31 protein-coding genes and 1 other RNA gene are annotated in these 25,630 nt (G+C 56.0%); 18 read left to right on the top strand and 14 right to left on the bottom strand.

Annotated features, from left to right (window positions below):
• Window positions 1-66: 66 nt before the first annotated feature.
• The 4 genes from G516_RS0100940 to G516_RS0100925 are packed head-to-tail and all read right to left on the bottom strand — an operon-like array spanning window position 67 to window position 4,869.
• Window positions 67-1,494, bottom strand: coding sequence for an ABC transporter ATP-binding protein (locus tag G516_RS0100940; protein ID WP_028292060.1), 1,428 nt, complete (start codon window positions 1,492-1,494; stop codon window positions 67-69).
• The gene (locus tag G516_RS0100935; RefSeq protein ID WP_028292059.1) at window positions 1,491-2,285 is read right to left on the bottom strand and encodes an ABC transporter permease; all 795 of its coding nucleotides are present in this window, start codon (window positions 2,283-2,285) and stop codon (window positions 1,491-1,493) included. Before G516_RS0100935 ends, G516_RS0100940 begins: the two co-directional genes overlap by 4 nt.
• Window positions 2,282-3,304 (bottom strand): ABC transporter permease, encoded by a 1,023-nt coding sequence (locus tag G516_RS20510; RefSeq protein ID WP_245582577.1) that lies wholly within the window; start codon window positions 3,302-3,304, stop codon window positions 2,282-2,284. Before G516_RS20510 ends, G516_RS0100935 begins: the two co-directional genes overlap by 4 nt.
• Window positions 3,301-4,869, bottom strand: a complete 1,569-nt coding sequence (locus tag G516_RS0100925) for an ABC transporter substrate-binding protein (RefSeq protein ID WP_028292058.1) — start codon at window positions 4,867-4,869, stop codon at window positions 3,301-3,303. Before G516_RS0100925 ends, G516_RS20510 begins: the two co-directional genes overlap by 4 nt.
• Before the next feature lie 147 nt (window positions 4,870-5,016).
• Between G516_RS0100925 and G516_RS0100920 the strand changes: the two genes are divergently transcribed.
• The 11 genes from G516_RS0100920 (at window position 5,017) to G516_RS0100870 (ending at window position 10,316) form a co-directional block, all read left to right on the top strand.
• Window positions 5,017-5,418, top strand: a complete 402-nt coding sequence (locus tag G516_RS0100920; RefSeq protein ID WP_028292057.1) for a DUF423 domain-containing protein — start codon at window positions 5,017-5,019, stop codon at window positions 5,416-5,418.
• 89 nt (window positions 5,419-5,507) lie between these two features.
• Window positions 5,508-6,230: a tRNA (guanosine(46)-N7)-methyltransferase TrmB gene (gene trmB, locus G516_RS0100915; protein ID WP_051218873.1), complete on the top strand. Its 723-nt coding sequence runs from the start codon at window positions 5,508-5,510 to the stop codon at window positions 6,228-6,230.
• Between the two features lie 81 nt (window positions 6,231-6,311).
• Window positions 6,312-6,728 (top strand): nucleotidyltransferase substrate binding protein, encoded by a 417-nt coding sequence (locus G516_RS0100910; RefSeq protein ID WP_028292055.1) that lies wholly within the window; start codon window positions 6,312-6,314, stop codon window positions 6,726-6,728.
• A complete protein-coding gene (locus tag G516_RS0100905; protein WP_028292054.1) occupies window positions 6,728-7,054 on the top strand; it encodes a nucleotidyltransferase family protein in 327 nt (108 codons plus the stop codon). The genes G516_RS0100910 and G516_RS0100905 overlap by 1 nt, the downstream gene beginning before the upstream one ends.
• 80 nt (window positions 7,055-7,134) lie before the next feature.
• Window positions 7,135-7,431 (top strand): PA4642 family protein, encoded by a 297-nt coding sequence (locus tag G516_RS0100900; RefSeq protein ID WP_028292053.1) that lies wholly within the window; start codon window positions 7,135-7,137, stop codon window positions 7,429-7,431.
• 88 nt (window positions 7,432-7,519) lie between these two features.
• Entirely contained in the window at window positions 7,520-7,771 is a 252-nt protein-coding gene (locus tag G516_RS0100895) for a DUF2164 domain-containing protein (RefSeq protein WP_028292052.1), read from the top strand.
• Window positions 7,772-7,795: 24 nt separating this feature from the next.
• Window positions 7,796-8,758 (top strand): hypothetical protein, encoded by a 963-nt coding sequence (locus G516_RS0100890; protein WP_156878914.1) that lies wholly within the window; start codon window positions 7,796-7,798, stop codon window positions 8,756-8,758.
• Between the two features lie 105 nt (window positions 8,759-8,863).
• Complete coding sequence (locus G516_RS0100885; protein ID WP_028292050.1) at window positions 8,864-9,319, top strand: hypothetical protein; 456 nt, start codon at window positions 8,864-8,866, stop codon at window positions 9,317-9,319.
• Window positions 9,319-9,513, top strand: coding sequence for a hypothetical protein (locus G516_RS20505; RefSeq protein ID WP_036533733.1), 195 nt, complete (start codon window positions 9,319-9,321; stop codon window positions 9,511-9,513). Before G516_RS0100885 ends, G516_RS20505 begins: the two co-directional genes overlap by 1 nt.
• A gap of 3 nt (window positions 9,514-9,516) precedes the next feature.
• Window positions 9,517-10,023, top strand: a complete 507-nt coding sequence (gene sodN / locus G516_RS0100875; protein ID WP_028292049.1) for a superoxide dismutase, Ni — start codon at window positions 9,517-9,519, stop codon at window positions 10,021-10,023.
• Window positions 10,023-10,316: a S24/S26 family peptidase gene (locus G516_RS0100870; protein WP_028292048.1), complete on the top strand. Its 294-nt coding sequence runs from the start codon at window positions 10,023-10,025 to the stop codon at window positions 10,314-10,316. Before sodN ends, G516_RS0100870 begins: the two co-directional genes overlap by 1 nt.
• Window positions 10,317-10,325: 9 nt before the next feature.
• On the opposite strand, the gene G516_RS0100865 is transcribed toward G516_RS0100870, so the two are convergent.
• The 6 genes from G516_RS0100865 to typA all read right to left on the bottom strand — a co-directional run bounded on the left by G516_RS0100865 (window position 10,326) and on the right by typA (window position 15,650).
• Complete coding sequence (locus tag G516_RS0100865; RefSeq protein WP_028292047.1) at window positions 10,326-11,048, bottom strand: substrate-binding periplasmic protein; 723 nt, start codon at window positions 11,046-11,048, stop codon at window positions 10,326-10,328.
• Window positions 11,049-11,229: 181 nt separating this feature from the next.
• Entirely contained in the window at window positions 11,230-11,589 is a 360-nt protein-coding gene (locus G516_RS0100860) for a roadblock/LC7 domain-containing protein (RefSeq protein WP_028292046.1), read from the bottom strand.
• Window positions 11,590-11,609: 20 nt separating this feature from the next.
• On the bottom strand, window positions 11,610-12,032 hold the full coding sequence (locus G516_RS0100855; RefSeq protein ID WP_028292045.1) for a roadblock/LC7 domain-containing protein: 423 nt from the start codon (window positions 12,030-12,032) through the stop codon (window positions 11,610-11,612).
• The gene (locus G516_RS0100850; protein WP_028292044.1) at window positions 12,025-12,561 is read right to left on the bottom strand and encodes a GTP-binding protein; all 537 of its coding nucleotides are present in this window, start codon (window positions 12,559-12,561) and stop codon (window positions 12,025-12,027) included. Before G516_RS0100850 ends, G516_RS0100855 begins: the two co-directional genes overlap by 8 nt.
• Window positions 12,561-13,502 (bottom strand): hypothetical protein, encoded by a 942-nt coding sequence (locus G516_RS0100845; RefSeq protein WP_028292043.1) that lies wholly within the window; start codon window positions 13,500-13,502, stop codon window positions 12,561-12,563. Before G516_RS0100845 ends, G516_RS0100850 begins: the two co-directional genes overlap by 1 nt.
• A 333-nt stretch (window positions 13,503-13,835) precedes the next feature.
• The gene (gene typA / locus G516_RS0100840; RefSeq protein WP_028292042.1) at window positions 13,836-15,650 is read right to left on the bottom strand and encodes a translational GTPase TypA; all 1,815 of its coding nucleotides are present in this window, start codon (window positions 15,648-15,650) and stop codon (window positions 13,836-13,838) included.
• A gap of 379 nt (window positions 15,651-16,029) precedes the next feature.
• Between typA and glnA the strand changes: the two genes are divergently transcribed.
• From glnA to G516_RS25135, 3 genes are all read left to right on the top strand, one after another.
• A complete protein-coding gene (gene glnA / locus G516_RS0100835) occupies window positions 16,030-17,436 on the top strand; it encodes a glutamate--ammonia ligase (RefSeq protein WP_028292041.1) in 1,407 nt (468 codons plus the stop codon).
• 283 nt (window positions 17,437-17,719) lie between these two features.
• Window positions 17,720-18,685 (top strand): alpha/beta hydrolase, encoded by a 966-nt coding sequence (locus G516_RS20500; RefSeq protein ID WP_156878912.1) that lies wholly within the window; start codon window positions 17,720-17,722, stop codon window positions 18,683-18,685.
• Window positions 18,686-19,175: 490 nt separating this feature from the next.
• The gene (locus G516_RS25135) at window positions 19,176-19,304 is read left to right on the top strand and encodes a hypothetical protein (protein ID WP_281168000.1); all 129 of its coding nucleotides are present in this window, start codon (window positions 19,176-19,178) and stop codon (window positions 19,302-19,304) included.
• Window positions 19,305-19,311: 7 nt separating this feature from the next.
• Here G516_RS25135 and G516_RS0100820 read toward each other — a convergent pair whose 3' ends face one another.
• The 4 genes from G516_RS0100820 to G516_RS0100810 all read right to left on the bottom strand — a co-directional run bounded on the left by G516_RS0100820 (window position 19,312) and on the right by G516_RS0100810 (window position 20,690).
• Entirely contained in the window at window positions 19,312-19,905 is a 594-nt protein-coding gene (locus tag G516_RS0100820) for a 5-formyltetrahydrofolate cyclo-ligase (RefSeq protein WP_036533732.1), read from the bottom strand.
• 30 nt (window positions 19,906-19,935) lie between these two features.
• A non-coding RNA gene (ssrS, locus tag G516_RS24215) (6S RNA) lies at window positions 19,936-20,114 on the bottom strand.
• Window positions 20,115-20,152: 38 nt separating this feature from the next.
• Window positions 20,153-20,467 carry a cell division protein ZapA gene (locus tag G516_RS20495; RefSeq protein ID WP_036533726.1) on the bottom strand — a complete coding sequence of 105 codons (315 nt, stop codon included), beginning with the start codon at window positions 20,465-20,467 and terminating at the stop codon, window positions 20,153-20,155.
• Complete coding sequence (locus tag G516_RS0100810) at window positions 20,457-20,690, bottom strand: DUF904 domain-containing protein (RefSeq protein WP_156878911.1); 234 nt, start codon at window positions 20,688-20,690, stop codon at window positions 20,457-20,459. The genes G516_RS20495 and G516_RS0100810 overlap by 11 nt, the downstream gene beginning before the upstream one ends.
• A 434-nt stretch (window positions 20,691-21,124) precedes the next feature.
• Here G516_RS0100810 and G516_RS0100805 point away from each other — a divergent pair, with 434 nt between their 5' ends.
• The 4 genes from G516_RS0100805 to G516_RS0100790 all read left to right on the top strand — a co-directional run bounded on the left by G516_RS0100805 (window position 21,125) and on the right by G516_RS0100790 (window position 25,623).
• A complete protein-coding gene (locus G516_RS0100805) occupies window positions 21,125-21,679 on the top strand; it encodes a UPF0149 family protein (RefSeq protein WP_028292038.1) in 555 nt (184 codons plus the stop codon).
• 22 nt (window positions 21,680-21,701) lie between these two features.
• A complete protein-coding gene (gene pepP, locus G516_RS0100800; protein ID WP_028292037.1) occupies window positions 21,702-23,024 on the top strand; it encodes a Xaa-Pro aminopeptidase in 1,323 nt (440 codons plus the stop codon).
• 110 nt (window positions 23,025-23,134) lie between these two features.
• On the top strand, window positions 23,135-24,424 hold the full coding sequence (ubiH, locus tag G516_RS20490; protein ID WP_051218800.1) for a 2-octaprenyl-6-methoxyphenyl hydroxylase: 1,290 nt from the start codon (window positions 23,135-23,137) through the stop codon (window positions 24,422-24,424).
• A complete protein-coding gene (locus tag G516_RS0100790) occupies window positions 24,415-25,623 on the top strand; it encodes a UbiH/UbiF/VisC/COQ6 family ubiquinone biosynthesis hydroxylase (RefSeq protein ID WP_051218799.1) in 1,209 nt (402 codons plus the stop codon). The genes ubiH and G516_RS0100790 overlap by 10 nt, the downstream gene beginning before the upstream one ends.
• Window positions 25,624-25,630: the final 7 nt, after the last annotated feature.

Raw genomic sequence — 25,630 nt, 5'->3', positions numbered from 1 at the left:
TTTTCAGGTCGCCGCATGATAACAAGCGGCGGGAATTCTCTGCCAGTTCGCGATCTCAGCCGGGCGTTAGCCAATCGGGTGTAATTGGCCTTCGCTCAGTTGCAATACCCGGTCGCAGCTGTGGCGCAGCTGGTCGAGGTCGTGGCTGATAAAGACCGCGCTGCAATGGGCGGCACGCAAGGCGCGGGTCATCAGTACGGTGACGTCGCGGGCGGAGACGGGGTCGAGCCTGGAGGTCGGCTCGTCGGCAATCAGCAGTTTGGGGCGCATCAGCAGTGCCCGTAGCAGTGCGATGCGTTGCAGCTCGCCACCACTGACTTCGTTGGACGGCCGTTCAAGCAGGCTGGCGTCCAGAGACAGCGCTTCAAGTAACGGTGCAACCTGCTGATGGGCGAGGCCATGCAGTTGAATCACGTCGTCGATCAGCTGACCCAAGGCTACGCCGTCGGCGAACGCCGCCGGTGGTTCCTGATACAGCTTCAGCTTTTGCCAGCGTTGGACTCTGGTGTGCCAGTGAATGTCGCCCGAGTCAGCGCTGACCAGCCCCAACAGTACATCGCCGAGGGTGCTTTTGCCGCTGCCGCTGTCGCCACACAAACCGAGGATTTCACCTTCGGCGAGTTGCAGGTTCAGGCTCCCGAATAGCTGACGTCCGCCCCGTTGTTTGCCCAGACCACGGGTTTCAAGCAGCAGCTTCGAGGGGATTGGCACTGGCTGTTCAAACAAGCCGTTGGGCCAGTTCGACGGTGCGGCGGCAATCAGCTGACGGGCGTAGTCGGAGCTTGGCTGGTTCAGCACCTGCTCGGCACTGCCGCGTTCCAGAATCTCGCCTTTACGCATCACGATGATGTCGCCGCCAAGCTGACGGGCAACGTCGACATCGTGGGTGATGGTCAACAGGCCGTGGCGCTCTGGCGAGCGTTCGATGTGTTGGCGCAGCAGTCGGCAAACGTCGTTGCGGCGACTGGCATCGAGCCCTTTGGTGGGTTCGTCGGCCAGCACAATCTGTGCTCCGGCGGCGGTTGCGGCGGCGAACGCCAGACGTTGCGCCATACCACCTGACAGCTGTGAGGGAATCTTGTCGCCATCATTGACCAGTCCTAACGACTGTAAGCTTTCAGCACTGCGCTGCTGGCTTTGCTCTGGCGTGTGTTGCAGCACCAGTTGGTGGACTTCGCTGACTTGCTGTTGGGACGCCATGGTGGGGTCCAGCGCGCGGGCGGGCTCCTGCGGCAGCATGGCCAGTTGCTTGCCCCACAGTGCTTGCCGTTCGCTGGTGCTCAGGCGCTGTCCCTGGATACAAACGTCACCATCGCTGTGCAAACCATCGGGCAGCAGTCCCATGATGGCTTGTGCCAGCAGGCTTTTGCCTGAGCCGGTTTCTCCCAGAATCGTCAGCGGCCGACCCGCGTGCAAGGTCAGTGCTAGCGGTTGCATCAGGGGCTGGCTGGCCGAGCGGATGGTGAGGCCGGAAACATCGATCAATGGGGTCATGACGGCTTACTCGCCAGCAGGTTGCAGCCCAGTATCAGCAGAAACAGGGCAACAAGCGGTTGTGCCAGCACCCAGGGGGCTTCGGCGTAATACGGGAACAGTTCAACGATCATCAACCCCAGCTCTGCCGTGGGCGGCTTGAGGCCAACGTAGACAAAGCCGGTGGCGGCCATCGCCAGCACCGCGGAGGCGGCACCAAAGGCCATCAGGGTGAACACCTGACTGGCCAGCCCCGGCCAGATATGACGCTTGAACAGATACCAGCGGCCAAAGCCAAGCATGTTGGAGGCCTGCAATTGTGGGCTTTGCATGCGCTGTTGGGTAATGGCTCGCACCAGTCGAAAATACTCCACCCACAAGGTGATGGCGATGCCGACGTACAGCATTACAAACGAGCCCGGCACGATGGCGGCAAACAGCAGCACCAGCACCAGCCCCGGCAGTGCCAGTACGGTGGTGACCAGAAAATTCAGTGCCTTGTCGGTCCAGCCGCCGCGCCAGCCTGCCACCACCCCGAGGCCAATGCCGAGACTGGCGGCGGTGACCACACACATAACGGCCAGCAGCAGCGACAGCCGCACCGCTTCGCCCATGCGAGCCAGATTACTGCGACCAAACTGATCGGTACCTAACCAGTGTTCGGCCGAGGGTGCCAGAAAGCGGTTCATTAACTGCTGGCGGGCGGGGTCGGCACTGCCAAACAGACCTTCCAGCACGGCAAACAGCACCAGCACCAGCAAAATGGCCGTGCCGAGCCATTGGCGGCGAGTGACCGTGTTGATAAGCCTCACAAGCTGGCCTCCTGTGCCGTTTTTTTGCCGGTGGAGTTGGTGGGCGATGCGTTGTTGGATGTGCTGGCAGAAAGCTGTAAGCGTGGGTCCAGCCACAGGCAAATGGCATCGACCAGTGCATTGATCACCACAAACAGCATGCCCATCAGCAGTGCGGCCCCCTGAATCATGGGCACATCGCGGGAGAAAATGGCGTGTGACAGCGCATGGCCAATGCCGGGCCAGGCGAACAGGCTTTCGATCATGATCACGCCTTCAATCAGCATCACGGTTTGAATGCCCAGATAGGCCACCACCGGCACCGAAATATTGCGCACGCCGTGGTGCACAAAGGTGTGCCAGCGACTTAGCCCTTTGACCCGGGCAAACTGGTAATAGGCCGAGCGGGTGACGTCGACGGTGCTGTTACGAATGATGCGGCTGGATACCGCCGCCATGCAGATGCCCAGCGTCAGGGCGGGCAAAATCAGGTGCTTCAATTCCCCAAAGCCCGCCACCGGCAGCCATTGGATGTTCATGGCCAGCAGGAAAATCAGCAGCAGGCCGACGCTGAATACCGGTTGCGCCCGGATCAGGGTCGAGGCCAGCAAGCTCAGATGGTCAGCACCGCGGTTGGCCTTGAAGCCCGCCAACAAGCCAATCGGAATGGCCAGTAGCAGCGACACCAACAGCCCGGCGAATACCAGTGCCAGGGTGTAGCTAAGCTGGTGTTGCAGGTTGTGAATCACAGGGTCGCCACTGACCAGACTGTTGCCCAGATTCAGCTGCACCAGTTCCAACAGCCAGTTCAGGTAGTGCTGCCAGGCCGGTACATCCAGCCCTAGCTCTTGCCGTACTGAGGCGGCGGCGGCGGTGGTAATGGCGTCGTCGCCGTAGCGTTCGGCGGCAATCCGGTAAGCCATATCGCCAGGCAGGCTACGCACCAGCACAAAGGTAATGGTGCCAATGGCCCAGGCCATCAGCAGCAGTTGCAGCAAACGACGCAGCAGCAGGTTACGGATGGCGGCTGCGGGCATCATGGCTGCGGCTCGGCGTTAAGTTGCATGTCGCTGATATGGAACGAGCGTTCGTAAGGGTCAAAGCGGAAACCTTTCACCCGGTCGCTGATGCCGGTTTGCTGCTGATAGAAGGTCACCGGAATCATGGGCAACTGCGCTGCCAGCATCGCCGCTGCCTGTTGTGCTTGCTGGTGGAACAGACCCGGGTCTTGTTCGGTTTTCATCTGTTGCAGTAGGGCAAACAGCGGCGGGTAATCCCAGTTCATTGGCCCCCAGTCGCCACCGTTGGCATCGGCAAAGTCTTTTAGCATTACACTGAGTGTGTCGGGCACCGAGGCGAAGTTGCGCGCCATCAGTGCGGTTTGCAGCTCGCCACTGTGATGACCCGCCGGAATCGCACTGGAGTTATCGACCAGCACGTTCACCTGCACGCCGACATCAGCCCACTGGGCCTGAATGGCGGTGGCAATGGTGATCAGTTCCGGACGGTTGGCGTAGGTCACCATGTCCAGTTGCAGCGGCTTGCCTTCAAACAGGCGGAACTGACTGCCCGCAGGCCAGTTGAAACCAAGCTGGTCGAGCAGCTGGTTGGCGCTGGTCAGGTCGCGCTGTGGCTGTGTCAGGTTGGGATTATACCAGTCGCCCATGGCCGGGCCGAACAGCTGGTTGGCGGCGCTGCCCGGCACCCGCAAGATGCCCATGGCGATGCCTTGTCGGTCGATCGCCAGACTCAATGCCCGGCGTCCTGCAACGCTGTTCAGTAACGGCAAGGCGGTGTTCAGCTTGATGGCAATGGTGCGTGGAATCGCCACACTGCTGACGTGCACGCCTTCGGCATGGCTGAGCATGTCCATGCTGGCCGGGTCGAGGTTGTAGACAATGTCGGCCTGACCGTTTTGCAGCATCAAGGCGCGGGTTTCGGAGCGGTGGCCGGTGATGTAGTCGGCGCTGGCAATGGCGGGTTTGGCACCCCAGTAGCCATCAAAGCGTTGGGTCTGCAGTCGGTGCGGCAAGCTCAGCTCCGCAACCTGATAAGGGCCGGTGGCAATCACCTGTTCGACATGGTGGTCGTCGCCCTGATAGGACGCCGGTGCCAGAATGGCGGTGGAGTAATTGGCCAGCACGGCGGCCATTGGCCGATAAGGCTCGCTGAGTGTGATCACCAGCTCATTGGTAGCCGCCGAGGTATCGATGGATTCAATCGGCAAACCCTTCAACGGCCCGGGTTTCTGGCGGGCAATGCGCAGGCTGTTGACCACGCTTGCCAGCGTCATCGGTGTGCCGTCGTGAAAGCTGACGTTCGGGCGAATCTGAAAGCGCCATTCGGTGAAGTCGTCGGAATGCTGCCAATCAGTCGCCAGCCCGGCTTGCAGTTCGCCATGGCTGGAAACGTCCACCAGGGTTTCCAGTACCTGCATGCGGGTGAATACATAGCCCGCTTCGGATGGGTCCTGACTGACCATTTCAAACGGCCCGCTGATCACCAATTCGGCATCCGACGAGGGAATGTCTTCGCCGTCGCTGGTTAGCCAGTTGGCCAGCAGAACAGTCGCAGCGAGGGCCGCAACCAATAGGTATGTTTTCATAGTAAATAGTAACGATTATCAAAAACGGCTCACTTTACTGCAATGGGCCGAATTTGGGCAGTGTCATCAGAGCAAGGGTCTGTTCCTGACAGGTGACTGCTTTATAATGCGTCGCTTGTGTCCGACATATTCGCCACGGAATTTTCTATGCACGCCCGTACCACTCTGATGATCGCTGCCATTGCTGGTTTTCTTGCCGTTGCACTGGGGGCTTTTGGCGCCCATGGGCTGAAGAATCTGGTATCGGCGGATATGCTCAAGGTCTACCAGACTGGAGTGCAGTACCATTTGGTGCATGCGACGGTATTACTGGGGCTGGGTGTCTGGCAGGCGGTTAACCGTCAGGCCGCAGTGGCAACCTGGTTAAGCCGTGCGAGCTGGCTGATGATCATAGGCTTGCTGCTGTTCAGCGGCAGTTTGTATCTGCTGACCATGACCGGTATTCGCCCACTGGGCATCATTACGCCATTTGGTGGCACCAGCTGGTTGGCTGGCTGGGTATGTGTGCTGCTGGCTGCGCGCCAACTGCCTCGGCAACAGAATTCTTAAACAAGTTATTTGGGTCAAAACACGTGACAGAACACGAATCCGCGAAGGATCAACAAGACATCACCACGGACGATCAAAACACCGAACAGCTGTCCGATACGGTGCCTGCCGATCAGGCCAGCGCTGCCGACAAGCCGGTTTACCGTCGTGGTATCAAAAGCTTTGTGATTCGTGCCGGTCGTTTGACCAAGGGCCAGGAACTGGCACTGGAACGCAAGTGGGATGAATGGGGCGTAGAACTGACCGACGGCGCCATCGTGCCAACCGAGCTGTTTGGTCGTGATGCTCACACGGTGCTGGAAATCGGCTTCGGCATGGGCCAGTCACTGGTGAAAATGGCTGAAACCGCTCCCGAGAAAAACTACTTCGGCGTTGAAGTACATCTGCCGGGCGTAGGCTCGGCGCTGAATCTGGCCGAAGAAGCCGGTATCGAAAACCTACGTGTTTCCAAAGACGATGCCATCGAAGTGCTGAAGCGCATTCCGGATGCAAGCATCGACACTGTGCAGCTGTTCTTTCCGGACCCATGGCACAAGAAGAAGCACCACAAGCGTCGTATTGTTCAGTCTGAATTTGCCCAGACCCTGCGTCGTATCTTGAAGCCGGGCGGCATTTTCCATATGGCCACCGACTGGGAAAATTACATGGAGCACATGCTCGAAGTGATGGACGCGGAAGAAGGCTACGAAAACATCGCAGGTCCGGGCCAGTGCGTGGAACGCCCGTCCGACCGTCCTTACACCAAGTTTGAAAAGCGCGGTGAGAACAAGGGCCACGGTGTTTGGGATATGAAGTACCGCAAGATTTCCTGAGTTCGTCCCTGATGTTGGCTGGTTCAATACAGGGCTGTCATGAGCTTTTTAATCCACTCTTTCACCAATGAGGAGGCGTGAATGCAGCAGGATATTCGTTGGCAGCAACGATTTGCCAATTATCAGCGCGCTTTGACGCAGCTTGGCGATGCGGTGCAGTTAGCGTCGCAGCGTGAGCTGTCCGAGTTGGAGAAACAGGGAACGATTCAGGCGTTTGAGTACACCCATGAATTGGCCTGGAACTGCCTCAAGGACTTTTTGCAATATCAGGGGCAGCAGGATATTTACGGCTCTCGAGATGCCACCCGCAAGGCATTCGAAGTTGGCCTGATTGCTGACGGCAGCATCTGGATGGACATGATTGCTTCTAGAAATCGCAGCTCGCATACCTACAATCAGGCAACCGCCAATGCCATTCTGGAAGCAATACGTGGCTCTTACTACGACTGTTTCCAGCAGCTGGCGGACAAACTCACGCAACTGAAAGAGTCGTCTTGATGCCGTACGGGTTGCCGGATCAGAGCCTGCAACAGTTACGTGAACTGTTTGCTCGTCAGCAGAAGGTTCAGCGTGTGGTGCTGTATGGCTCCCGAGCCAAGGGCAATTATCGCCCCGGTTCTGATATTGATCTGACGCTTGAGGGCGATGATTTATCGCTTCAGGATCTGAATCGCATGGAGCAGCAGTTGGATGACTTGCTGCTGCCGTGGGCAATCGATTTATCGCTGTTTGCCGATATTGATAACCCGGATTTGATTGATCATATCCGCCGGGTTGGCCAGATCTTGTTTGAGCGGGCACCGAGTTATTCAGAGAGTCCCTAGGGCAAACCCATTTTGAGGCTTGCCAACGATCGATTAACCCCACGACGCTGCCAACGCAGCGTCCGGCAAGGAGAGAGTCCATGCAAAAGAAAGACAAAGAAAAAGTATTTGGTGGTGACTGGACGGAAGCGCAGTTGAGCATGTTCCTGAACGTCAACAGCTACGATGGCGACTCAGCGGATTACGTGTCCGTGATCCGTGCTTACCGTCATATGGTGCCGGCGACGTTTGCCGATTACGTTGAGCTGTTCAAGGCCAAGGGTCACGACCTGAACGCTACCAACCGCAACGGTGAGTCCATTCTGGCTACCGTTAGCCAGCATGCCAAAGGCGCGGATTACGCCGCCATTCTGAAGGATGCTGGCGCTGCAGCCTGAGCTGTCAGGCCCAGTTGCTCCCCTCAAACGGCCAGTGTTTACTGGCCGTTTTTGTTTCAGCCAGAGCGCTTTGTAAGGAAACGATTTCATGACTATTCAATTAAGCACTGCCGATCGGGCGGAGCTGATTCAGCGACTGAAACGCTATTTCAGTGATGAACTGGACCGTGATCTCGGCAGCTTTGAGGCGGAGTTTTTACTCGACTTTATTGGCCGGGATATCGCGACGGCTTTTTATAATCAGGGCTTGCGCGATGCTGAAGCGGTGCTGCAAAGCAAACTGATGGATATCTCTGACGAGTTGGCCGAGCTGGAGCAGTATCCGGCCAAACGTATCTGATCTGCCCCCATTCGGAACACCTTCATGTCTCATCGAAAATGCCCCCAATGCGGCACACCGCTGGATTTCCAGACCATGGTGATGGCGCTTAATCCTTTCTCCATGCCTTGCGCTGGTTGCCCGCAGAAAATTCACCCCAACCGCGCGGTGATGGCCGCTGTGTGTCTGGTGTTGCTGGTGGCGGTGTACGCCGTCTGGACCGGACTGGAGCAGCTGGGACTGAAATTCAGCCACATTGCGGTACTGGTCTTCGCCGGCTTTCTGGGGTTGGAATATGTGCTGTATCTGGCGCTCGACCGTGGTTGGCTGGGCAGCAACCTGATTGCCGCCGAGCAGCCCGCTTTTGCCCAGAGTGTTGCCGACACCATGGCCGCACAGACTCGCTCTGAAACGGCTGCAGGTATGGAATCCACCGCTGAACAGCCCTCGTTGACGCCAGAGTGTGTGCTGCCGGTGATCAAAACCACCGCCTATCAGCAGTCCCTGCTGCAACAGTTGGGCGCGTCGTCGGAGTCGTTGCCATGGTCGCAGCCTATGGTAGGTGACCTGATTCTGACCTGGGCGATCGACTGTGACAGCGATCGCATCGCCGTTAGTCCGGCCAGCTTGCGCCAGTTTGGTCTCGATCGTCAGCTGACACAGGCATCTTTGGCGACGCAGGCGGAACGTAACGCGCTGGCGGTACTGCGGACCATTCGTCAGGGCCAGCATGGCGCCATTACGGCGCTGAGCTGTGACAACCATTTGATGGCATCGGCGTTGCTGTATCCGGAGTTATGGAACCAGCTTGAACAGCAAGCGGGAGACGAGCTGGTGGTCGCGGTGCCACACCGTGACGAGATCTGGTACGTGGCGGCCAGTGATCACGACGCAGTGGATGCCTTGCGGGCGGAGCTGGCGGGCTATAGCGCCCCGGACAACCATGGTTTGTCCGGTTTGCTGTTTGTCCGGGAAGAAGGCGAGTGGGAGGTTTATAACGATCGTTAGTATTGTTTCAACTGAATAACCTGGTGTTGGTGAGTAATAAAAGCCGCTTAACTCTTGCAAATCTTAATGCTAATGTTTCGCATTGTGTTTTGTTGGAGTGCCAGTATGGATTGGAAAGCCGCAGCCAGACAGGGACAGCAGGCATTTCTGGAGCATCAGTATTTGCAGGCGTTGGGTCATCACCGCCAGGCGTTGCAGTTGGCTCTGGAGGGGTTTGAGGCACTGGCACCGCTGGATATGGATGGCGCCATTGCCAGTGTGGTGGTGAGTTACATCAATATGGCGGAGTGCAATGCCTTGTTGCAGCAGCGTGGAGAGTTTCACCGTTGCCTGACCCGGGCGGAAAACTTCATTGCCGATCTCAGCGAGCAGCAAACCCTCAATGGTCAGCGTGCCTGCCATCGGGCGGGGCTGATGCTGCGACAGGAAACGCTGACGCTGTTGCGTCAGTTTGAAGACTTGCCTGCCGACGCGGCACTGTCGCCATCTGCAGCGGCTTCGCTCAGCGGTGGCGCCGACAAAACACGATCGACTTCACCTTCACCCAAAGGATTTCACTGATGAAAAACGCATTGCTTGCAGGTTCTGCGCTGCTGCCATCCCTGGCACTGGCTCACCCTGGTCACGATCACGGTCACTGGATGAGCGGTTCCGTTCACGCCATCACCGCCGTTGCCATCGTTGCCGTTCTGGCCACTGGTGCCTGGTTCGTTCGTTCCCGTCTGGCCAGCCGTAAATCCAACGAGGAGAAATAAGTCATGCTGCACACGCTGATGTCGAAACTGGATACCTCGCTGGGCTTTGAAGAAGCCGCTGCCCACTGCGACATTCCTTGTAAAATCTACGATCCGTCCACTGCCCAGATCGCGGCATTGACTGTGATTCGTATGGTCGACCTGCTGGAAGAGCTGAAGTCTGCCGAGCTGAACGTCAACACCATCGCCAAGGTCAGCCGTCTGGTGAAGGAAAAAGAAGCTCACGGTCTGGTTGTGAAAGAAGAGATTCGTGTGATCTGGGGCGACTACATCAAGCAGCCGCAACTGGATCAATTCCCGCAACTGCATGAGTTGACGCATAAAATCATGCTGGCAGCTTCCAGGGCCAAGCAGGAAATCAACCGCGACGACGCCATGAAGTTGTTGGAGCTGGTGAACGAGTTTGCCGAAATCTTCTGGGCCACTAAAGGTGTCTCTACCTTCCGCGCCAAGTGCCCGTACCTGCCAGAAGAGATTGTGGTTTACCCACAGCTGACGCCAGAAGCCTGATGCTGAAGGTTGCCAGAGTCTCCGGACTCAGCATGTCGCCGGGCTTGATGCCCGGCGATTTTGTTTGGGCGCTACGCTGGCCGGTGCGAGGCTATCGGCCGGGCCAGTGTGTGCTGGTTCGACATGCTGAGCTGGGATTGATTGTAAAACGGATACAGGCGTGTGAAGCGGACGGGGTCTGGCTGCAGGGGGATTCCAGTATGAGCGACTCACCACAGGCGATGGGCTTGCAAAGCTATGATCGCTTGCTGGGCAGGGTTTTCTGGACGGTCAGACGCGGCAAATCGGCCTGACCATTGGTGTCAGGGCATTTCGATGCTGTATTTGTCGTACAGGGCTTGCAACTCCCCCGACGCTTTCAGTTGCTGTATGCGTTGATCGTAGATATCGATCAGTAGCCGGGATGAAGGAACGTCGTAAAAACCGATATAGACGCCCTTACCACCGGGCAAGCGATTCAATTGAAAATCCTTGGGCTCCTGGTTTGATAGCCGGATGTAATCCAGCAGGGCCTCTCTGGTATCCAGCAGATAATCTACCTCGCCGTTATTGAGCATTCCTATCGCCTGCCCAGGGGTCCGGTATTCGTGTGTTTCGAGCTGCGTGGTGCCAGGTGGAAACAGGTCATAACCCTTGTGCCATGCAACACGGACATTGGCCTGACGGGTAAATGGCGGCTGTGAGGGCATGCTCAGGCTATACAGATAAACCCGATCGAGTGGTTCCCTTGGCAGGATCAGATTACTTCCGTCGCCTTCAACAACGCCAACAATACCACTGTAGAGGTAGTAGTCGGTCACCATCTTCAAGGCCCTATTCCAGGGGGCATCGGAATAGCGCACGGCAATATCGACGGGCTCATACACCTTACGAATGACTTCCCAGTAAAGGCCGCTGCCATCGGCATTGGTGAGTCCTGGCCAGTCAGGAGCAATCAGTTTGACTGCTTTGATGTGCTGTTTTTCATATTGAGCTGCCCATGAGGGCGTGCTCAAAAGCAACAGAGACAGAAGGATAAATTTCATGAAATTCCTTAAAAATAGAATTTGTTCTATTTTTAAGGGTTGTTCGGACGTCTGTCACCCTCAAGTGTCCTCAATGGCGCCATATGAGGTATTGATAGCTCAGGGATTTGTTGTTGCTGGTGGTGGGGCGGGCAGGTCGGGAAAAGAAACAGAGCCGCAGGATGCGGCTCTGCAGGAAGTATCAGATGCTGAGGTTTTCTTCCGCAGACTTCAGTGCGCGACGGGCCAGAGCCAGGTTCGCCTTGCTGTTGGACAGCACGTAGTAAATGAACAGGCTACGGTCGGTGCTCATTGGGCGAATCAGGTGGTAGTGGTCGGTCAGGGTGATCAGGATATCGTCGATGTCCTGGTTCAGGCCCAGCATGTCGATGGTTTTCAGTTTGGAACGAACCACTTCGGTGTTACCTGCTGCAGCAATTTCCATGTCCATGCCGCTACCGGCAGAACCCAGCAACATGCCGCTGCTGTGGTCAACCACGGCGGCGGCTTCGGCGCCGTCGATTTCCAGCAGTTTGCTCAGGGTTTCATTGATGTTTGCCATGTGTGTTTACCTCACGGGATCTAATTGTAGTTTTCGAGGATCGCCAGCACGTCGCTGACCACCTTGTTGAGTGACCACAGCGCAATGCCGTGGTTGGTTGATTGTTCAAAAGCACCCAGTAATACCACTTCATGGCGATTGCTCTTGAGTTGTTTGCACACCAGCAAACCCGCATTGGTTTCAATGATGCTGCCATTGGCAGCGGGTTTGTTGGATTGGCTGGCCAGACCATCGCTGATGCCTGCAAACGAGGCGGCCATGGCAGCCAGACTGTCACGGTTGATGTTGCTGCCATCGCTGATGGTGTCGCACAGGGCATAACCGTCGGATGTGGCCATCAGCAGAAACTCCATGCCGCTGCTGCCCTTGGTGGCTGATTTCAACGCCTCGCGGAATGCTGCCTTGAGGGTGTTGGAGTTCAACGGGTTGGATGAATCAGTCATCGATGGATATCTCAATTTCCAGATTGGCGATCAGAATGTTAAGGGCCAGTACCAGCTCGTCGTGAAAGCGTGGATCGGTGGTCAGTAGCGGCAAGCAGTAACCTTGCTGGTCGAGCAGCTCGGCCAGTTCGTCATGTTGTTCATCGGTGATGCGATTGGCAGCCACCAGAATGCTGTTGCTTTTGGCCAGCATGTCGAACGCCTTGATGAAGTACAGGGTGTCCTGCTGCCAGTTGGGCTGCGATGCGTTGACCAGCAGGATCGCACCAATGGCCCCTTTGGCCACCACAGGCCAGACAGGTTCAAAGTGTTTCTGGCCAGGGATTCCGTACAAATGAATGCGCTGGTTGTCGTCCAACTGAATGGCACCGTAGTCCATGGCAACGGTGGTGGTTTCCTTGTTGAACATTTCCTTGTTGGAGTTCTGTACCTCGGTGCTGGCAGCAACATCGTCGCTGAGCGTCTGGATTGCGGTGGTTTTACCCGCACCCATAGGACCGATGAAGAGCACCTTGTTTTGTATCTGCATTATGAGAACGCCATCTTGAGTCGTTTGCGAAGGCTCGACAGCAACGAAAGCTGTTTACCTTGCTGTTCATTGGGGCTGGCCGCCAAACGCGCCTGTGCGCCGCGTATGCGGGTGTCCGTGATACGCAGCCCAACGGTGGTGCAAGCTTTCAGAAACCGGATAACAGCACCGGGTTCAATCTTTAACAGCGTAGCCGCTTCCTGAATGGACAGTGGGCGTTTGGTAAAGGCAGCACTCAGGCGCAGTACATTATCACCGGTGCGCAGCCACTTGAAATCCGGCCACTGACCAAGGCTGTAACGGCGCTGCTCCCACTGAGACAGGTCACTGGCGGGCAAGTCGGCTTCCAGCTCCAGATCCCACAGCAAAGCGATCAGCGGGTACTTGTGCGGCAGCTGGGTGGCGTTGTCGACAGCGTTGCCGATTTCAATGTGCTTGTTCTTGCGCAGGGCATCACCAAGGGCGCTGACCGGCAAGCGCGAATATATAAAGGTGCGTCGGTTTTCTTCTGTCAGGGCTGCCAGCAGCTGGTTGTTTAACTGGTATATGGCGTTACCGGATTTGAGTGCCGTCAGCTTTTTAATCAGGGCAGCGGTCTCATTGGTGGTGGCCGTGCCGGACTGGGCAGCAGAATTATTATTAATAATCTTTTCGGTTTGCTGAACGATATCCAATAAGCCGAATATCCGCAGTGGCCATTCTGCGTCTATATAGTGTGTTTGGCGCGATTCGGAATTCTTGTCGACCGGTTTATACAAACGAACCTGAACCGCCTGGGTGCCTTTGTGACACGGCTTTTTTGCCAACAGCAAGGCAGCCTCCGTCGTCTCGCCAGCGTACATCCACTGGCAAGCCACTTTGGAATCTATAACCTTGAGTTGTTCTTGAATCAGTTTTCGCTCATACGGACTAAAACCGTATGTACCCAGAATAAGTGCCATCAGTCGTCCCATTGAATCTGCAAATTGATATTAGGAGAACATCGCCGTATTGGCAAATATATTGTTTTTTAGTGTAAATATAAGTTGGACTTTCGATAATATGAACAGAGGTTCTCGTATATTGTGTGAATGTTTATATTTGGATTGTCATACAATATGTAAATGACAATTATATTTATTAAAGGTTCATTTCATTAATTGATGAGGTGGTATATCTATTAGTTGAATTTTTCCACTATTGATGATTTACGGGCAATAAAAAACCGCCGCCCGGAACTCCGGAGCGGCGGTTTTCACTGTTTCATCCAGTGCGCCATATTGGCGCGGATGTCATCAGGATTTTTTCGGCTTGGAACGCTTACGCTCGGTCTCAGTCAGCAGCTTTTTGCGCAGACGGATGCTTTCCGGCGTTACTTCCACCAATTCATCGTCTTCGATGAATTCCAGAGCCTGTTCCAGCGTGTGACGGGTTGGTGGCGTCAGGGTCAGCGCTTCGTCCGTACCGGAGGCACGAACGTTGGTCAGCTGCTTGGCCTTGGTCGGGTTAACCACCAGGTCGTTGTCACGGCTGTGCAGGCCGACGATCATGCCTTCGTAGACTTCGGTTTGAGGACCGATGAACAGACGACCACGATCCTGCAGGGTGAACAGGGCGTATGCCAGTGCCTTACCTGGAGTCATGGAAACCAGTACACCGTTGTGACGGGTAGAACCCAGGCTGGCTTGTACCGGACCGTAGTGATCAAACACGCTGGTCAGAATGCCGGAGCCGGAGGTCAAGGTCAGGAACAGGCCGCGGAAGCCAATCAGACCACGTGCAGGTGCCATGAATTCCAGACGAATACGGCCTTTGCCATCCGGGATCATGTTGGTCATTTCAGCACGACGGTTGCCCATCTCTTCCATGATCGAACCCTGATGTTCTTCTTCAACGTCGATCATGACCTGCTCGTACGGCTCTTGCAGTTCACCGTCGACTTCTTTCTGAACCACTTCAGGCTTACCAATGGCCAGTTCGAAACCTTCACGACGCATGGTCTCGATCAGTACCGACAGGTGCAGTTCACCACGGCCGGAAACCTTGAATTTCTCAGGGGTTTCGCCTTGCTCAACACGCAGGGCCACGTTGTGGATCAGTTCCTGATCCAGACGGTCCTTGATGTTGCGGGAGGTTACGAACTTGCCTTCTTTACCAGCGAACGGGGAGTCGTTCACCTGGAAGGTCATGGAAACGGTTGGCTCGTCCACGCTCAGGGCCGGCAGCGCTTCTACATTACCAACAGCACACAGGGTGTCGGAGATGTTCAGGCCGTCGATACCGGAGATACAAACGATGTCACCAGCGGTCGCTTCGGCAACATCAACACGGTTCAGACCGTGGAAGCCTTTCACCTGCTGGATACGACCCTTGCGCACATCACCTTCACGGGTGATCAGCTGGATGTCGGTACCTGGCTTCAGCTTGCCGCGGGTAATACGGCCAACACCGATAACACCAACGAAGCTGTCGTAGTCCAGTGCAGATACCTGCATCTGGAAAGGACCTTCGATTTCAACGGCAGGCGCTTCAACGTGGTCAACGATCATCTGGAACAGTGGAGACATGTCGTCAGCCATGTTCTCTGGGTCATCGCCGGCAATACCGTTCAGAGCGGAGGCGTAGATAACCGGGAAGTCGAGCTGTTCTTCGGTGGCGCCAAGGCGGTCGAACAGATCGAAGATTTCATCCATAACCCAATCAGGGCGAGCACCCGGGCGGTCGATCTTGTTGATAACAACGATCGGCTTCAGGCCACGCTCAAACGCTTTCTGGGTTACGAAACGGGTCTGTGGCATTGGGCCGTCAACGGCATCAACCAGCAGACACACGGAATCAACCATGGACATAACACGTTCAACTTCGCCACCGAAGTCGGCGTGTCCAGGGGTGTCGACAATATTGATACGGTAGTCATTCCATTTGATGGCGGTGTTCTTCGCCAGAATGGTAATACCACGTTCTTTTTCCTGGTCGTTCGAGTCCATGACTCGCTCGCCACCCTGATTGCGATCCAGCGTGCCGGACTGTTCCAGCAGCTTGTCGACCAGTGTGGTTTTACCATGGTCAACGTGGGCAATGATGGCGATGTTTCTTAAATTGTCGATCACACTGATATGCCTTGGTTAAAGTTTGTACAAATTGGCGGGCGATTATACCCGAAGTCGCGGCTCACTACATGACAATTTGAATTTGTTCTGGAGCGCCATTTTTGTGCCTTACCATTCCTGAAATGAGGCACTTGAACCTATAATGGGCACGCTGCCTAAGAGCAGTCAGATATCTGAAAAATAGAGCACTAATATGGTGCATAAAAGGTAATCTGGCACCTATATAGTGCGAAATGATAATGGTGGGCTGCCGAATAGCCTGAATTTCCGCGGATGCAAGGCGGATATGGAGTGGCACGGCTCTTGCTCTATCGTTGGGCAAGGTAAACCGGGGTAGGACCCCTTTATCGGAATTGAACCTGCATCTGGAGATAACAAAATGTCAGAGAACACTCTGAATCTGATCAAAGAGAACGACGTTAAGTGGGTTGACTTGCGTTTCACCGACACCAAAGGTAAGGAACAGCACGTTTCCATCCCTGCTTCTTACGTTGATGAAGAGTTCTTCGAAACCGGCCAAATGTTCGATGGTTCTTCTATCGCTGGTTGGAAAGGTATCAACGAGTCTGACATGATCCTGATGCCGGACGATTCCACTCCGTTCCTGGACCCGTTCACTGAAGACGCTACTCTGGTTCTGCGTTGTGACATCATCGAGCCAAGCACCATGCAAGGTTACGAGCGTGACCCACGTTCCGTTGCCAAGCGCGCTGAAGCCTTCCTGCAGTCCACTGGTCTGGGCGACACTGCTTTCTTCGGTCCTGAGCCAGAATTCTTCATGTTCGACGACGTACGTTGGGGTCAGGACATGCAGGGTTCTTTCAGCAAGATCAACTCTGACGAAGGTGCATGGGCCACTGCTTCCAAAGTAGAAGGTGGCAACCTGGGTCACCGTCCACGCGTTAAAGGCGGTTACTTCCCGGTTCCACCAGTTGACTCTCACCACGACATCCGTGCTGCCATGTGTAACACCATGGAAGCGATTGGTCTGGACGTAGAAGTTCACCACCACGAAGTGGCTAACGCTGGTCAGAACGAAATCGGCGTTAAGTTCAACACTCTGGTTAAGAAAGCTGACGAAGTGCAGATGCTGAAATACGTTGTTCACAACGTTGCTGCTGCCTACGGCAAAACTGCTACCTTCATGCCTAAGCCAATCGTTGGTGACAACGGTTCCGGTATGCACGTTCACCAGTCCTTCTGGAAAGACGGCGAAAACCAGTTCGCTGGCGACGGCTACGCAGGCCTGTCTGAAACTGCCCTGTACTACATCGGCGGTATCATCAAGCACGCTAAAGCCCTGAACGCGTTCACCAACCCATCCACTAACAGCTACAAGCGTCTGATCCCAGGCTTCGAAGCTCCAGTGATGCTGGCATACTCTGCCCGTAACCGTTCCGCTTCTATCCGTATTCCTTACGTTGCTTCCCCTAAAGGCAAGCGTATCGAAGCACGTTTCCCTGACCCAATGGCGAACCCATACCTGTGCTTCGCTGCCATGCTGATGGCTGGTCTGGACGGCGTTAAGAACAAGATCCACCCTGGCGATGCTGCTGACAAAGACCTGTACGACCTGCCAGCTGAAGAAGCTGCTCAGATCCCTCAGGTTTGTGGCTCCCTGCGTGAAGCGCTGGAAAGCCTGAAAGCCGACATGGGCTTCCTGACTGAAGGTGGCGTATTCACTGAAGACATGATCGAAGCTTACATCGATCTGAAGATGGAAGATGTGTACCGTCTGGAACACACTACCTCTCCAGTAGAATTCGACATGTACTACTCCCTGTAATCTTCGGATTAACAGCTGTAGTAATGAAAAGGCCGCTTTATGCGGCCTTTTTTATTGCTTTGAATCTGGCTGGGTAGTTATGCAGGTTGGGCTGAGCCCAATGATTGCTGGGCGGGGCCCAGCCTACGATCGTGTGCCGACACCCGACACCCGACACCCGACACCCGACACCCGACACCCGACACCCGACACCCGATCGTTCCACGCCGGACCCGACAGCACTTGCTGTTTGCGCTGACCGCCTCCAAACTAACGGTCATTCACCGGATGTTCGGAGCTTGTCTTGAAACCTCAGTACCGCTGGGACCCTTCACCTCTTAAACGCAGCCTGTTGGAGTTGTCTGACGACGTTGTTGCGGATGCTGGCCCGCTGTTGGCCGATTACCGCGCCTATTACGGTTTGCCGGAACCGGCAGGGACGCATCGTATGTACAAGATGATGCTGGAAGGGTACGAGTTGGCGGTGCAGCAGTGGCGGACGCCCAACGCTCGCGGCAATCTGCTGATGGTGCATGGCTACTACGATCACGTGGGCTTGTACGGCAACCTGATTGAATTTGCCCAACAGCAGCAGTTGAACATCCTCACATTCGACCTGCCAGGCCACGGCCTGTCGTCTGGCGAGCCTGCCACCATTGATGACTTTGATACCTACCAGCGGGTGTTTGATGCCTTGTTGCAGCACGGTCAGGGCATCTGGGCCGACTTACCCTGGGTTGTTGCCGGTCAGAGCACTGGCGGTGCCACGTTGACCACCTGGCTGATGACTCATCGGCCTGAGGTCGACGATTCGATCGTCAAGGATGTCTGGCTGCTGGCACCGCTGCTGCGACCGACCGGATGGAACAGTGGTCGCTGGGTGCATTCGGTTGCCCGCTTCTTTATCAAACGCCTCCGACGGCGTTTTACGCTGGATGGTAATAACCGTCCGTTCTTTGAATTTGTCGCCCGCCACGACCCGCTACAGGCCTCTCATTTGAGTGTGCAATGGGTGACGGCGTTGAAGCGCTGGATTGGCTGGATGGAACACCAGCCTGCGTTGGAATTCCCGATGCTGATGATTCAGGGCACGGCCGACAACACCGTCGAGGGACGTCACAACCTGCGTGAATATCAGCGTCTGTTTCCGTCCATGGCGGTCGAAATCATCATCGACGGCCAGCACCATCTGGTGAACGAAACCCCTGAACGGCTGGATCATATCTTCAAGGTGCTGCAACAGCGCCTGAAGGGGATTCTGACGCCCTGAGGGTGCATACCTGGCTCTCTCTGACTATCTGCTTTTTTCGTTGTCTCTTCCCAATCGACATCGGTGTGAAGTGCTCAAGCCTCGCACCAGTTCGGCGCAAGTCGTTGTCCCTGATTGTTCTGTGAAGGTGCTTTGTAAAGTTTTTTATTCAAAGCACCAAAAGTGAACTTTTTGCTTGGATTTTATCTATAGCTGACCTGAAATTGCCCTTGTTCCAATGGCTTGCGAGGCATAATCTATTTTGCGTCAAAAACACCACGGGTCCGCTGTGTGTTTTTTGTACGCAAATAATAAGAAAAATTGATCCGGATTAACGCCGAATCGTGGCCATCGTGACCTAATGTTGTGCATTCGTTACCGAGTCATTTGAAAGTCACAAAATGTGACTAAAGTGGCAGAAAAATTGCTGCTGGTAACAGCAAAATATAACAGGTTGTAGGTTTTGTCGGACAACCGGACAAAGTAGAGCTTAAGCTGGAGTCACTTTACGATGAAAAAGCCAGATTTACTGGTGTTCGTTGGCATGATCGTTCTTTTGGGGGCCGCGTTAACCGGCATGACGATCGATGAAGAGCAACGTCCATCACAGGCACTGGCTTCCGAGAGCACCATTCGCTGAACCCCGGTCACTCTGGTGACTGGTTGAACGTTCGCAAGGTTACATCGGTAGCAATTGCGGATAATGGAATATCCCAGGCTTCTGCAGGAATCGCAGAAAGACATTGAAACTCGTGGGCGCAACCGATCAACCTGGGCTTTTTGCCTGGCTTGCGGGTGAACGCCAACGTGCGGTCGTAAAAGCCACCCCCCATTCCCAGACGGTTACCCTGTTGGTCGAAGGCCACCAGGGGCATAAACACCGTATCCAAAAAGCGTGGATGAATGCGCTTGCCATAGCGGAAATCCGGTTCGGGAATACCGAAGCGGTTTTTGATCATGCGTGTCTGGCGGTTATACAACACAAAGGCCAACGCACCTTTTCTGAGCGGGTGCAGGGTTGGCAGGTACACCGTCTTACCCATCCGCTGGAGCTGGTCGATCAGTTGCTGGGGATCAATCTCGCCATCGTTGACCAGATACAGTGCCAGTCGCTGGCTATTCAGTAATACACCGGAGGTCAGTGCACTGCGTTTCAGTCCACGGCCTGCCTGAGCGCGTTGGGCTGGTGTCAGGGCACGACGCATCTTGCGCATCTGTTTGCGAATACGGGTCTTGTCCATAAGGGCTCGGGAGTCGGCAGAAATTCAGGTAGGAACCCCACTGCACCGCTGTCGGAAAAAGCCCTTGAACCCAATGGTTCAAGGTGGAGCGCCCATCACTGAATAAGGCTTTCCGACAAGCGGACATGCACACAACAGCGAGTGAAGCACCCCTGGGTAATGGACATCGGCTCGAGGTCTTTATCGACTGGCGGATGCAGCAGGGAGTTTTAAGAGTATAACAAAGATGGCAAAGAGATGTGAAATTTCACAATTCCCGCTGAGAAGATTCATTCAGTGCATCTTCCAGAGCCTGGTTGATTTCACTGATTAATTGTTCTTGCTCGTGCTGTTCTGTCTGAATTTCGAGCAATTGATGGGCGATATTAAGGGCCGCAATCACCGCAATTCGGTCGATGCCGGGCACCTTGCCGGACGCCGTGCTGGCGGCCTTGATTTCTGACATCTTGCTGTCGAGCAAGTGTGCGGCATTACGTAGCTGCTGCTCGGCACCGGCCGGGCAGTTGATGCGATAGTCGCGCTCGAGAATCGTCAGATTGATGGTATTTACTTCACTGCCCACAGTTGCGCTCCAGGACCTGCAATTTCTGGATCATTTCATGAACCTTGCGCTTGGCCAGCTCGTTCTGCTGGACCAGCATGGCACGTTCGGTATGCCACTGGGCTTCTTCAGCACGCATGCGCTGGTTTTCCTCCTTGAGTTCCTGTTGGACCTCAAGCAGTTTCAGAATGCGCTTTTGTAGAGTCAGCAGTTCGTTGGCGGCCATGGCAGGATTATCTGACATATCTCCTTTAAGGGACGCCTACTATAAAAGTCTGTGCTTAACATGGTCAATCGGGGACACCTATTTAATCCGGTGCCCACTCTGGGCTACCGGATGGTTTCGAATCACGAAGCCGGCTTGCAGGCCTGGCGGGTCAAGTCAAAAGCCGGTGACACAGAGTCGAGATCATCTGGTAGCCCCCGCAGGGCACAGATTGCCGTCGCCCAGTACCACATTCGGGAATCTATGCGGCCTGCCTTGAAAAGGCCTCGTCAGTTCGCCGTATTCGTCGCCTTGCCCTGGGCGGCGGCAATACTTGTGCAGGGGCGTGCTGGATTAAATTGATGTTCCCTAGCCCGCACGCTTTTCCGTGCAACGCACGGATGTCAGCGGAAACGCAGTCAGCGGCTGGTGATGGGTGTTAGAATGGTTGCAGAGAATAGTTTGAGGTTGTTATGAAGATCGATTTCGCCAATACCGCCGACCTGTGGCTGGAGTCACGTTGTTACCAGTCACCGTCTGCCTTGCATGGCTGGCTGAGTGGCTATCTGGCCTCCGGTGCCCGGCTGACGCCGCAGCAATGGATGGCGGAGGCGCTGGACTATCTGGAGCTGGATGAGACGCCGGCGGATAACCTCACCGCCACCTTGCGCCAGTTCTACGATGCCGTGCTGAACAGCATTTCGGCCGAGGAAATGGCTTATGAGCCATTGTTGCCAAAAGACGAAGACGCCGACGTGCTGGAGCAGGTCGAGTGCCTGGCTGAGTGGAGCAAAGGGTTTCTGGACGGCTTCGGAGCTTCCGAGCAATCCGGTGGTCAATTGCCTAAAGACGTACTGGAAGTGCTGAACGATCTGGATGCCTTTTCCCAGGCCCGTATCGAAGACGACAAGGACCCGGACAACGAAGCCATGTATCTGGAACTGGCCGAGCACGCCCGGGTTGCTGCCCTGACCGTGTTCTACACCATGAACCGCTCCAGTGGCGGTGCCAGCACCACACTGCATTGATTTGTACCCAACAGGAGGCCGCATGAAACTGGATGCCACTGAATACCCGCGCCGTCGCGGACAACTGATGTCGCAGCTGTGCGAGAACAGCATTGCCATTATTCCTGCGGCAGCCAGCCACGTGCGTAACCGCGATGTGGAATACCTGTACCGGCAGGACAGCGATTTTTACTACCTCACCGGCTTCGACGAGGAAGAAGGCGTACTGGTGCTGATCCCTGGCCGTGAGCACGGCGAGTACGTGCTGTTCTGTCAGGAAAAAGACAAGCAAATGGAAACCTGGACTGGCCGTCGGGTTGGTCCGGACGCCGCGCCTGAGGTGTTGGGCTGTGATGATGCCTTTCCGGTGTCCGACATCGACGACATCCTGCCGGGTCTGATTGAAGGCCGTGATCGTATCTACGCCAATCTTGGTGTGTCGCCGGAGTTTGACCAGCGCCTGATGGGCTGGGTAAACCACATCAAGTCGCAGGTGCGTAACGGTTCGCGTCCACCGCGTGAATTCTGCGGCCTGGATCATATCCTCCACGAAATGCGGTTGATCAAATCCGATGCCGAAGTCGACGTGATGCAACGGGCGGCGGAGATCAGCGCCGAAGCCCATTGTCGTGCCATGCAAATGGTGAAGCCGGGCATGTACGAATACCAGCTGGATGCCGAAATCACCCGCACCTTTATGGCAGCGGGCAGTCGTTGGCCGGCCTACCCGTCAATCGTTGGCGCCGGTGAAAATGCCTGCATCCTGCACTACACCCGCAACGATATGGAAATCAGGGACGGTGATCTGGTACTGATCGACGCCGGTTGTGAACTGGATTATTACGCCTCTGACATTACCCGTACCTTCCCGGCCAATGGCAAATTCTCGCCAGAACAAAAGGCGCTGTACGAGCTGGTGCTGCAAGCCCAGTACGCTGCCATTGACGAAGTGAAAGCCGGCAAGCACTGGAACGACCCACACGACGCTGCGGTGAACGTGCTGGTCAGTGGCCTGATTGATCTGGGGCTGCTTGAGGGCACGCTGGAAGCCAATCTGGAGTCCGGTGACTACCGCCGTTTCTACATGCACAAGACTGGCCACTGGCTGGGCATGGATGTCCACGATGTTGGTGAATACCGCGTTGATGGTCAGCCGCGCATGCTGTTGAACGGCATGGTGTTGACCGTCGAGCCGGGCTTGTATGTGGCTCCGGACGATGACTCGGTTGACGCCCGCTGGCGTGGCATTGGCATCCGTATCGAAGACGATGTGGTGGTGCGCGAAGACGGCTGTGAAATCCTTACCCGTGCGGTACCGAAGACCGTTGAGGAAGTGGAAGCCCTGTGCCAGCAAGGTCTGGACTGAAACGCCTCAACCTTGATAGTGCGCAGTGGATCGCCGCTTTCCGGCCGGGAAGCCTTGACCGCGACTGTGTGGCCGGTCACATTGGCCACACCTGAAAGCATGAGCAGAACATGACCCAACTGACCGATTCTGAAACCCTCTACGACGTGCTGATTCTGGGCGCCGGTATGGCCGGTGCCAGTCTGGTACACATGCTGTCACCCGCCCTGCAAAGCGGTATGAAAGTCGGCCTGATTGATCGCCAGTCGATCCAGTGGGACGACGACATCCTGTCGAGGCCCCCCAGCTTTGATGGTCGCGCCACCGCCCTTGCCTGGGGTTCGCGTCTGTTGTTGCAACAGATGGGCTGCTGGGACGCGATTGCTTCCCGTGCCTGTGCCATTGAGCATATTCAGGTGTCGGATCGCGGCCGTTTTGGCCAAACCCACCTGCACCATACCGAACAGAACGTTGAAGCGTTGGGCTACATTGTCGAAAACGCCGTGCTGGGGCGAGCGCTGTTGAAAGGCCTGGCCGAGCTACAAGTGCCGCAAGGCGGCGGTGGCCTGACGCTGTTGCCACATACCCAGGTCGACGCTGTGACGATGCAAGGCGAAGGTGCACAGCTGAGTCTGTCGGACGGTCGTCAGTTGACTACCCGTTTGCTGGTGATGGCCGACGGTGCCCGTTCTGGTTTGGCAGCGCAGTTGGGTATTCAACATCAGCGCAAGGAATACGGCAGCCACGCGATTGTGACTCAGGTCGAAATGGATCGGGATCACGGTCATTGGGCTTACGAGCGTTTCAGTGACCACGGCCCGGTGGCGTTTTTGCCGCTGCACAAACATCATTTTGCCGTGGTCTGGACGCTGGAACCGGAGCAGGCCGAACAGATGTTAGCCGCCCCGGACGACGAATTTATTCGCCAGTTGCAGGCGCAAATCGGCTATCGCTGTGGCCGCATTCTGGCACTGGGTCAGCGTCAGAGTTATCCGCTGGCGCTGGTGCGCAGTACCGAACAGGTACGTCAGGGGCTGGTCTTGCTGGGCAACGCGGCCCATAGCTTGCACCCGGTGGCCGGTCAGGGCTTTAACCTTGCTTTGCGTGATACCGCGGCCCTGGCTGAAAGGCTGTTGCAGCAATGGCAGCATGGACAGCCGTTAGGTGATATCGGCATGCTGACGGACTACGTCCAGCAGCAACAGCAGGATCAGGCCAACACGGTGATGGCCAGCGACTTGCTGCCGCGCGTGTTTGCCAGCCGTGGCAAGGCAATGGCGATTGGTCGAGGGCTGGGACTGATGGCGTTAGCCAGTATGAATATTCCACGCCGCCTGTTGACCTTGCATGCGATGGGTGTTGGCCAGCAGGCAGCCCGAATTCGAACCCCGGAATCGACTGGAGAATCCCCATGCGCGTAGATGTCGCAATTGTTGGTGCGGGCATGGTGGGACAGGCGCTGGCAGCCACGCTGGCGGCGGCGTCATCCGGCTTGCGCATTGCCCTTGTGGACCCGGCGCTGGCGCGTCCGGTTGAGCTACCAGAATCAAGCCAGACGGACGTTGATCAATGGGATCTGCGCGTCAGTGCCCTTACCGCGCGCAGTCAGAGCATGTTGGAAGCCTGTGGTGCCTGGCAACATCTACGTCCGGCACGACGCAAACCCTACCGCCATATGACGGTGTGGGACGCCGACGGTACCGGCCAGGTGGAGTTTGACTGCACCGACCTGCACGCTCCCTGCCTGGGTCATATTGTTGAAAACCGCGAAACCCTGGCAGCGCTGGATACGGTGGTGCGTGATCAAACCGATATCCAGCGCATTGCCCAGCCAGTCAACGCCATCGACAACCAGACGCCGGACGGTTACACCCCGGTGCTGCTGGCCGATGGTACTCGTCTGGAGGCCAAACTGGTGGTGGGCGCTGACGGCGCGCATTCCCGCGTGCGCCAGTGGGCAGGTATTGCCACTCGTGAGTGGAATTACGATCACCACGCCATCGTTGCCACGGTGAAAACCGAACACTCAATGCAGCAAACCGCCTGGCAGCGTTTCCGACCGCAAGGCCCTCTGGCCTTGTTGCCTTTGGCGGGCAGCGATCAGCTGGCGTCGATCGTTTGGTCAACGGTGCCTGAGGAAGCCGAGCAACTGATGCAGTTGGACGATGACGGCTTCTGTGAGGCGCTGACGGCGGCTTTTGAAGGCCGTGTGGGTGCGATTGAAGCCGTGTCTGAACGGCAATCCATTCCATTGCGTCAGCGTCACGCCAAGCACTATTCCTTGCCGGGTGTGGTGCTGGTTGGCGATGCTGCTCATACCATTCATCCGCTGGCAGGGCAGGGGGTTAACCTCGGCTTCAAGGATGTGGAGGTGCTGGCGGAAGAGATTCTGGCGGCTCACAAGCGTGGCGTATCAGCGGGCCATGAACTGGTGCTGGCGCGTTACCAGCGCCGTCGTCAGGCCGACAACCTGACCACCATGGCGGCCATGGAAGGGTTCAAACGCTTGTTTGCGGCAGAGGCCCCCGCCATTCGGCTGTTGCGTAATATCGGTCTGAAGCAGTTCGATCGGCTGGTGCCGGTTAAACAGCATGTGATGATGGCGGCGATGGGGCTGTAACGGCCTG

It is taken from the genome of Oceanobacter kriegii DSM 6294 (assembly GCF_000422845.1).
GTDB lineage: Bacteria > Pseudomonadota > Gammaproteobacteria > Pseudomonadales > Oceanobacteraceae > Oceanobacter > Oceanobacter kriegii.
Note: the sequence above shows the minus strand (reverse complement) of the source record. Positions and strands in the feature narration are given on the sequence as shown.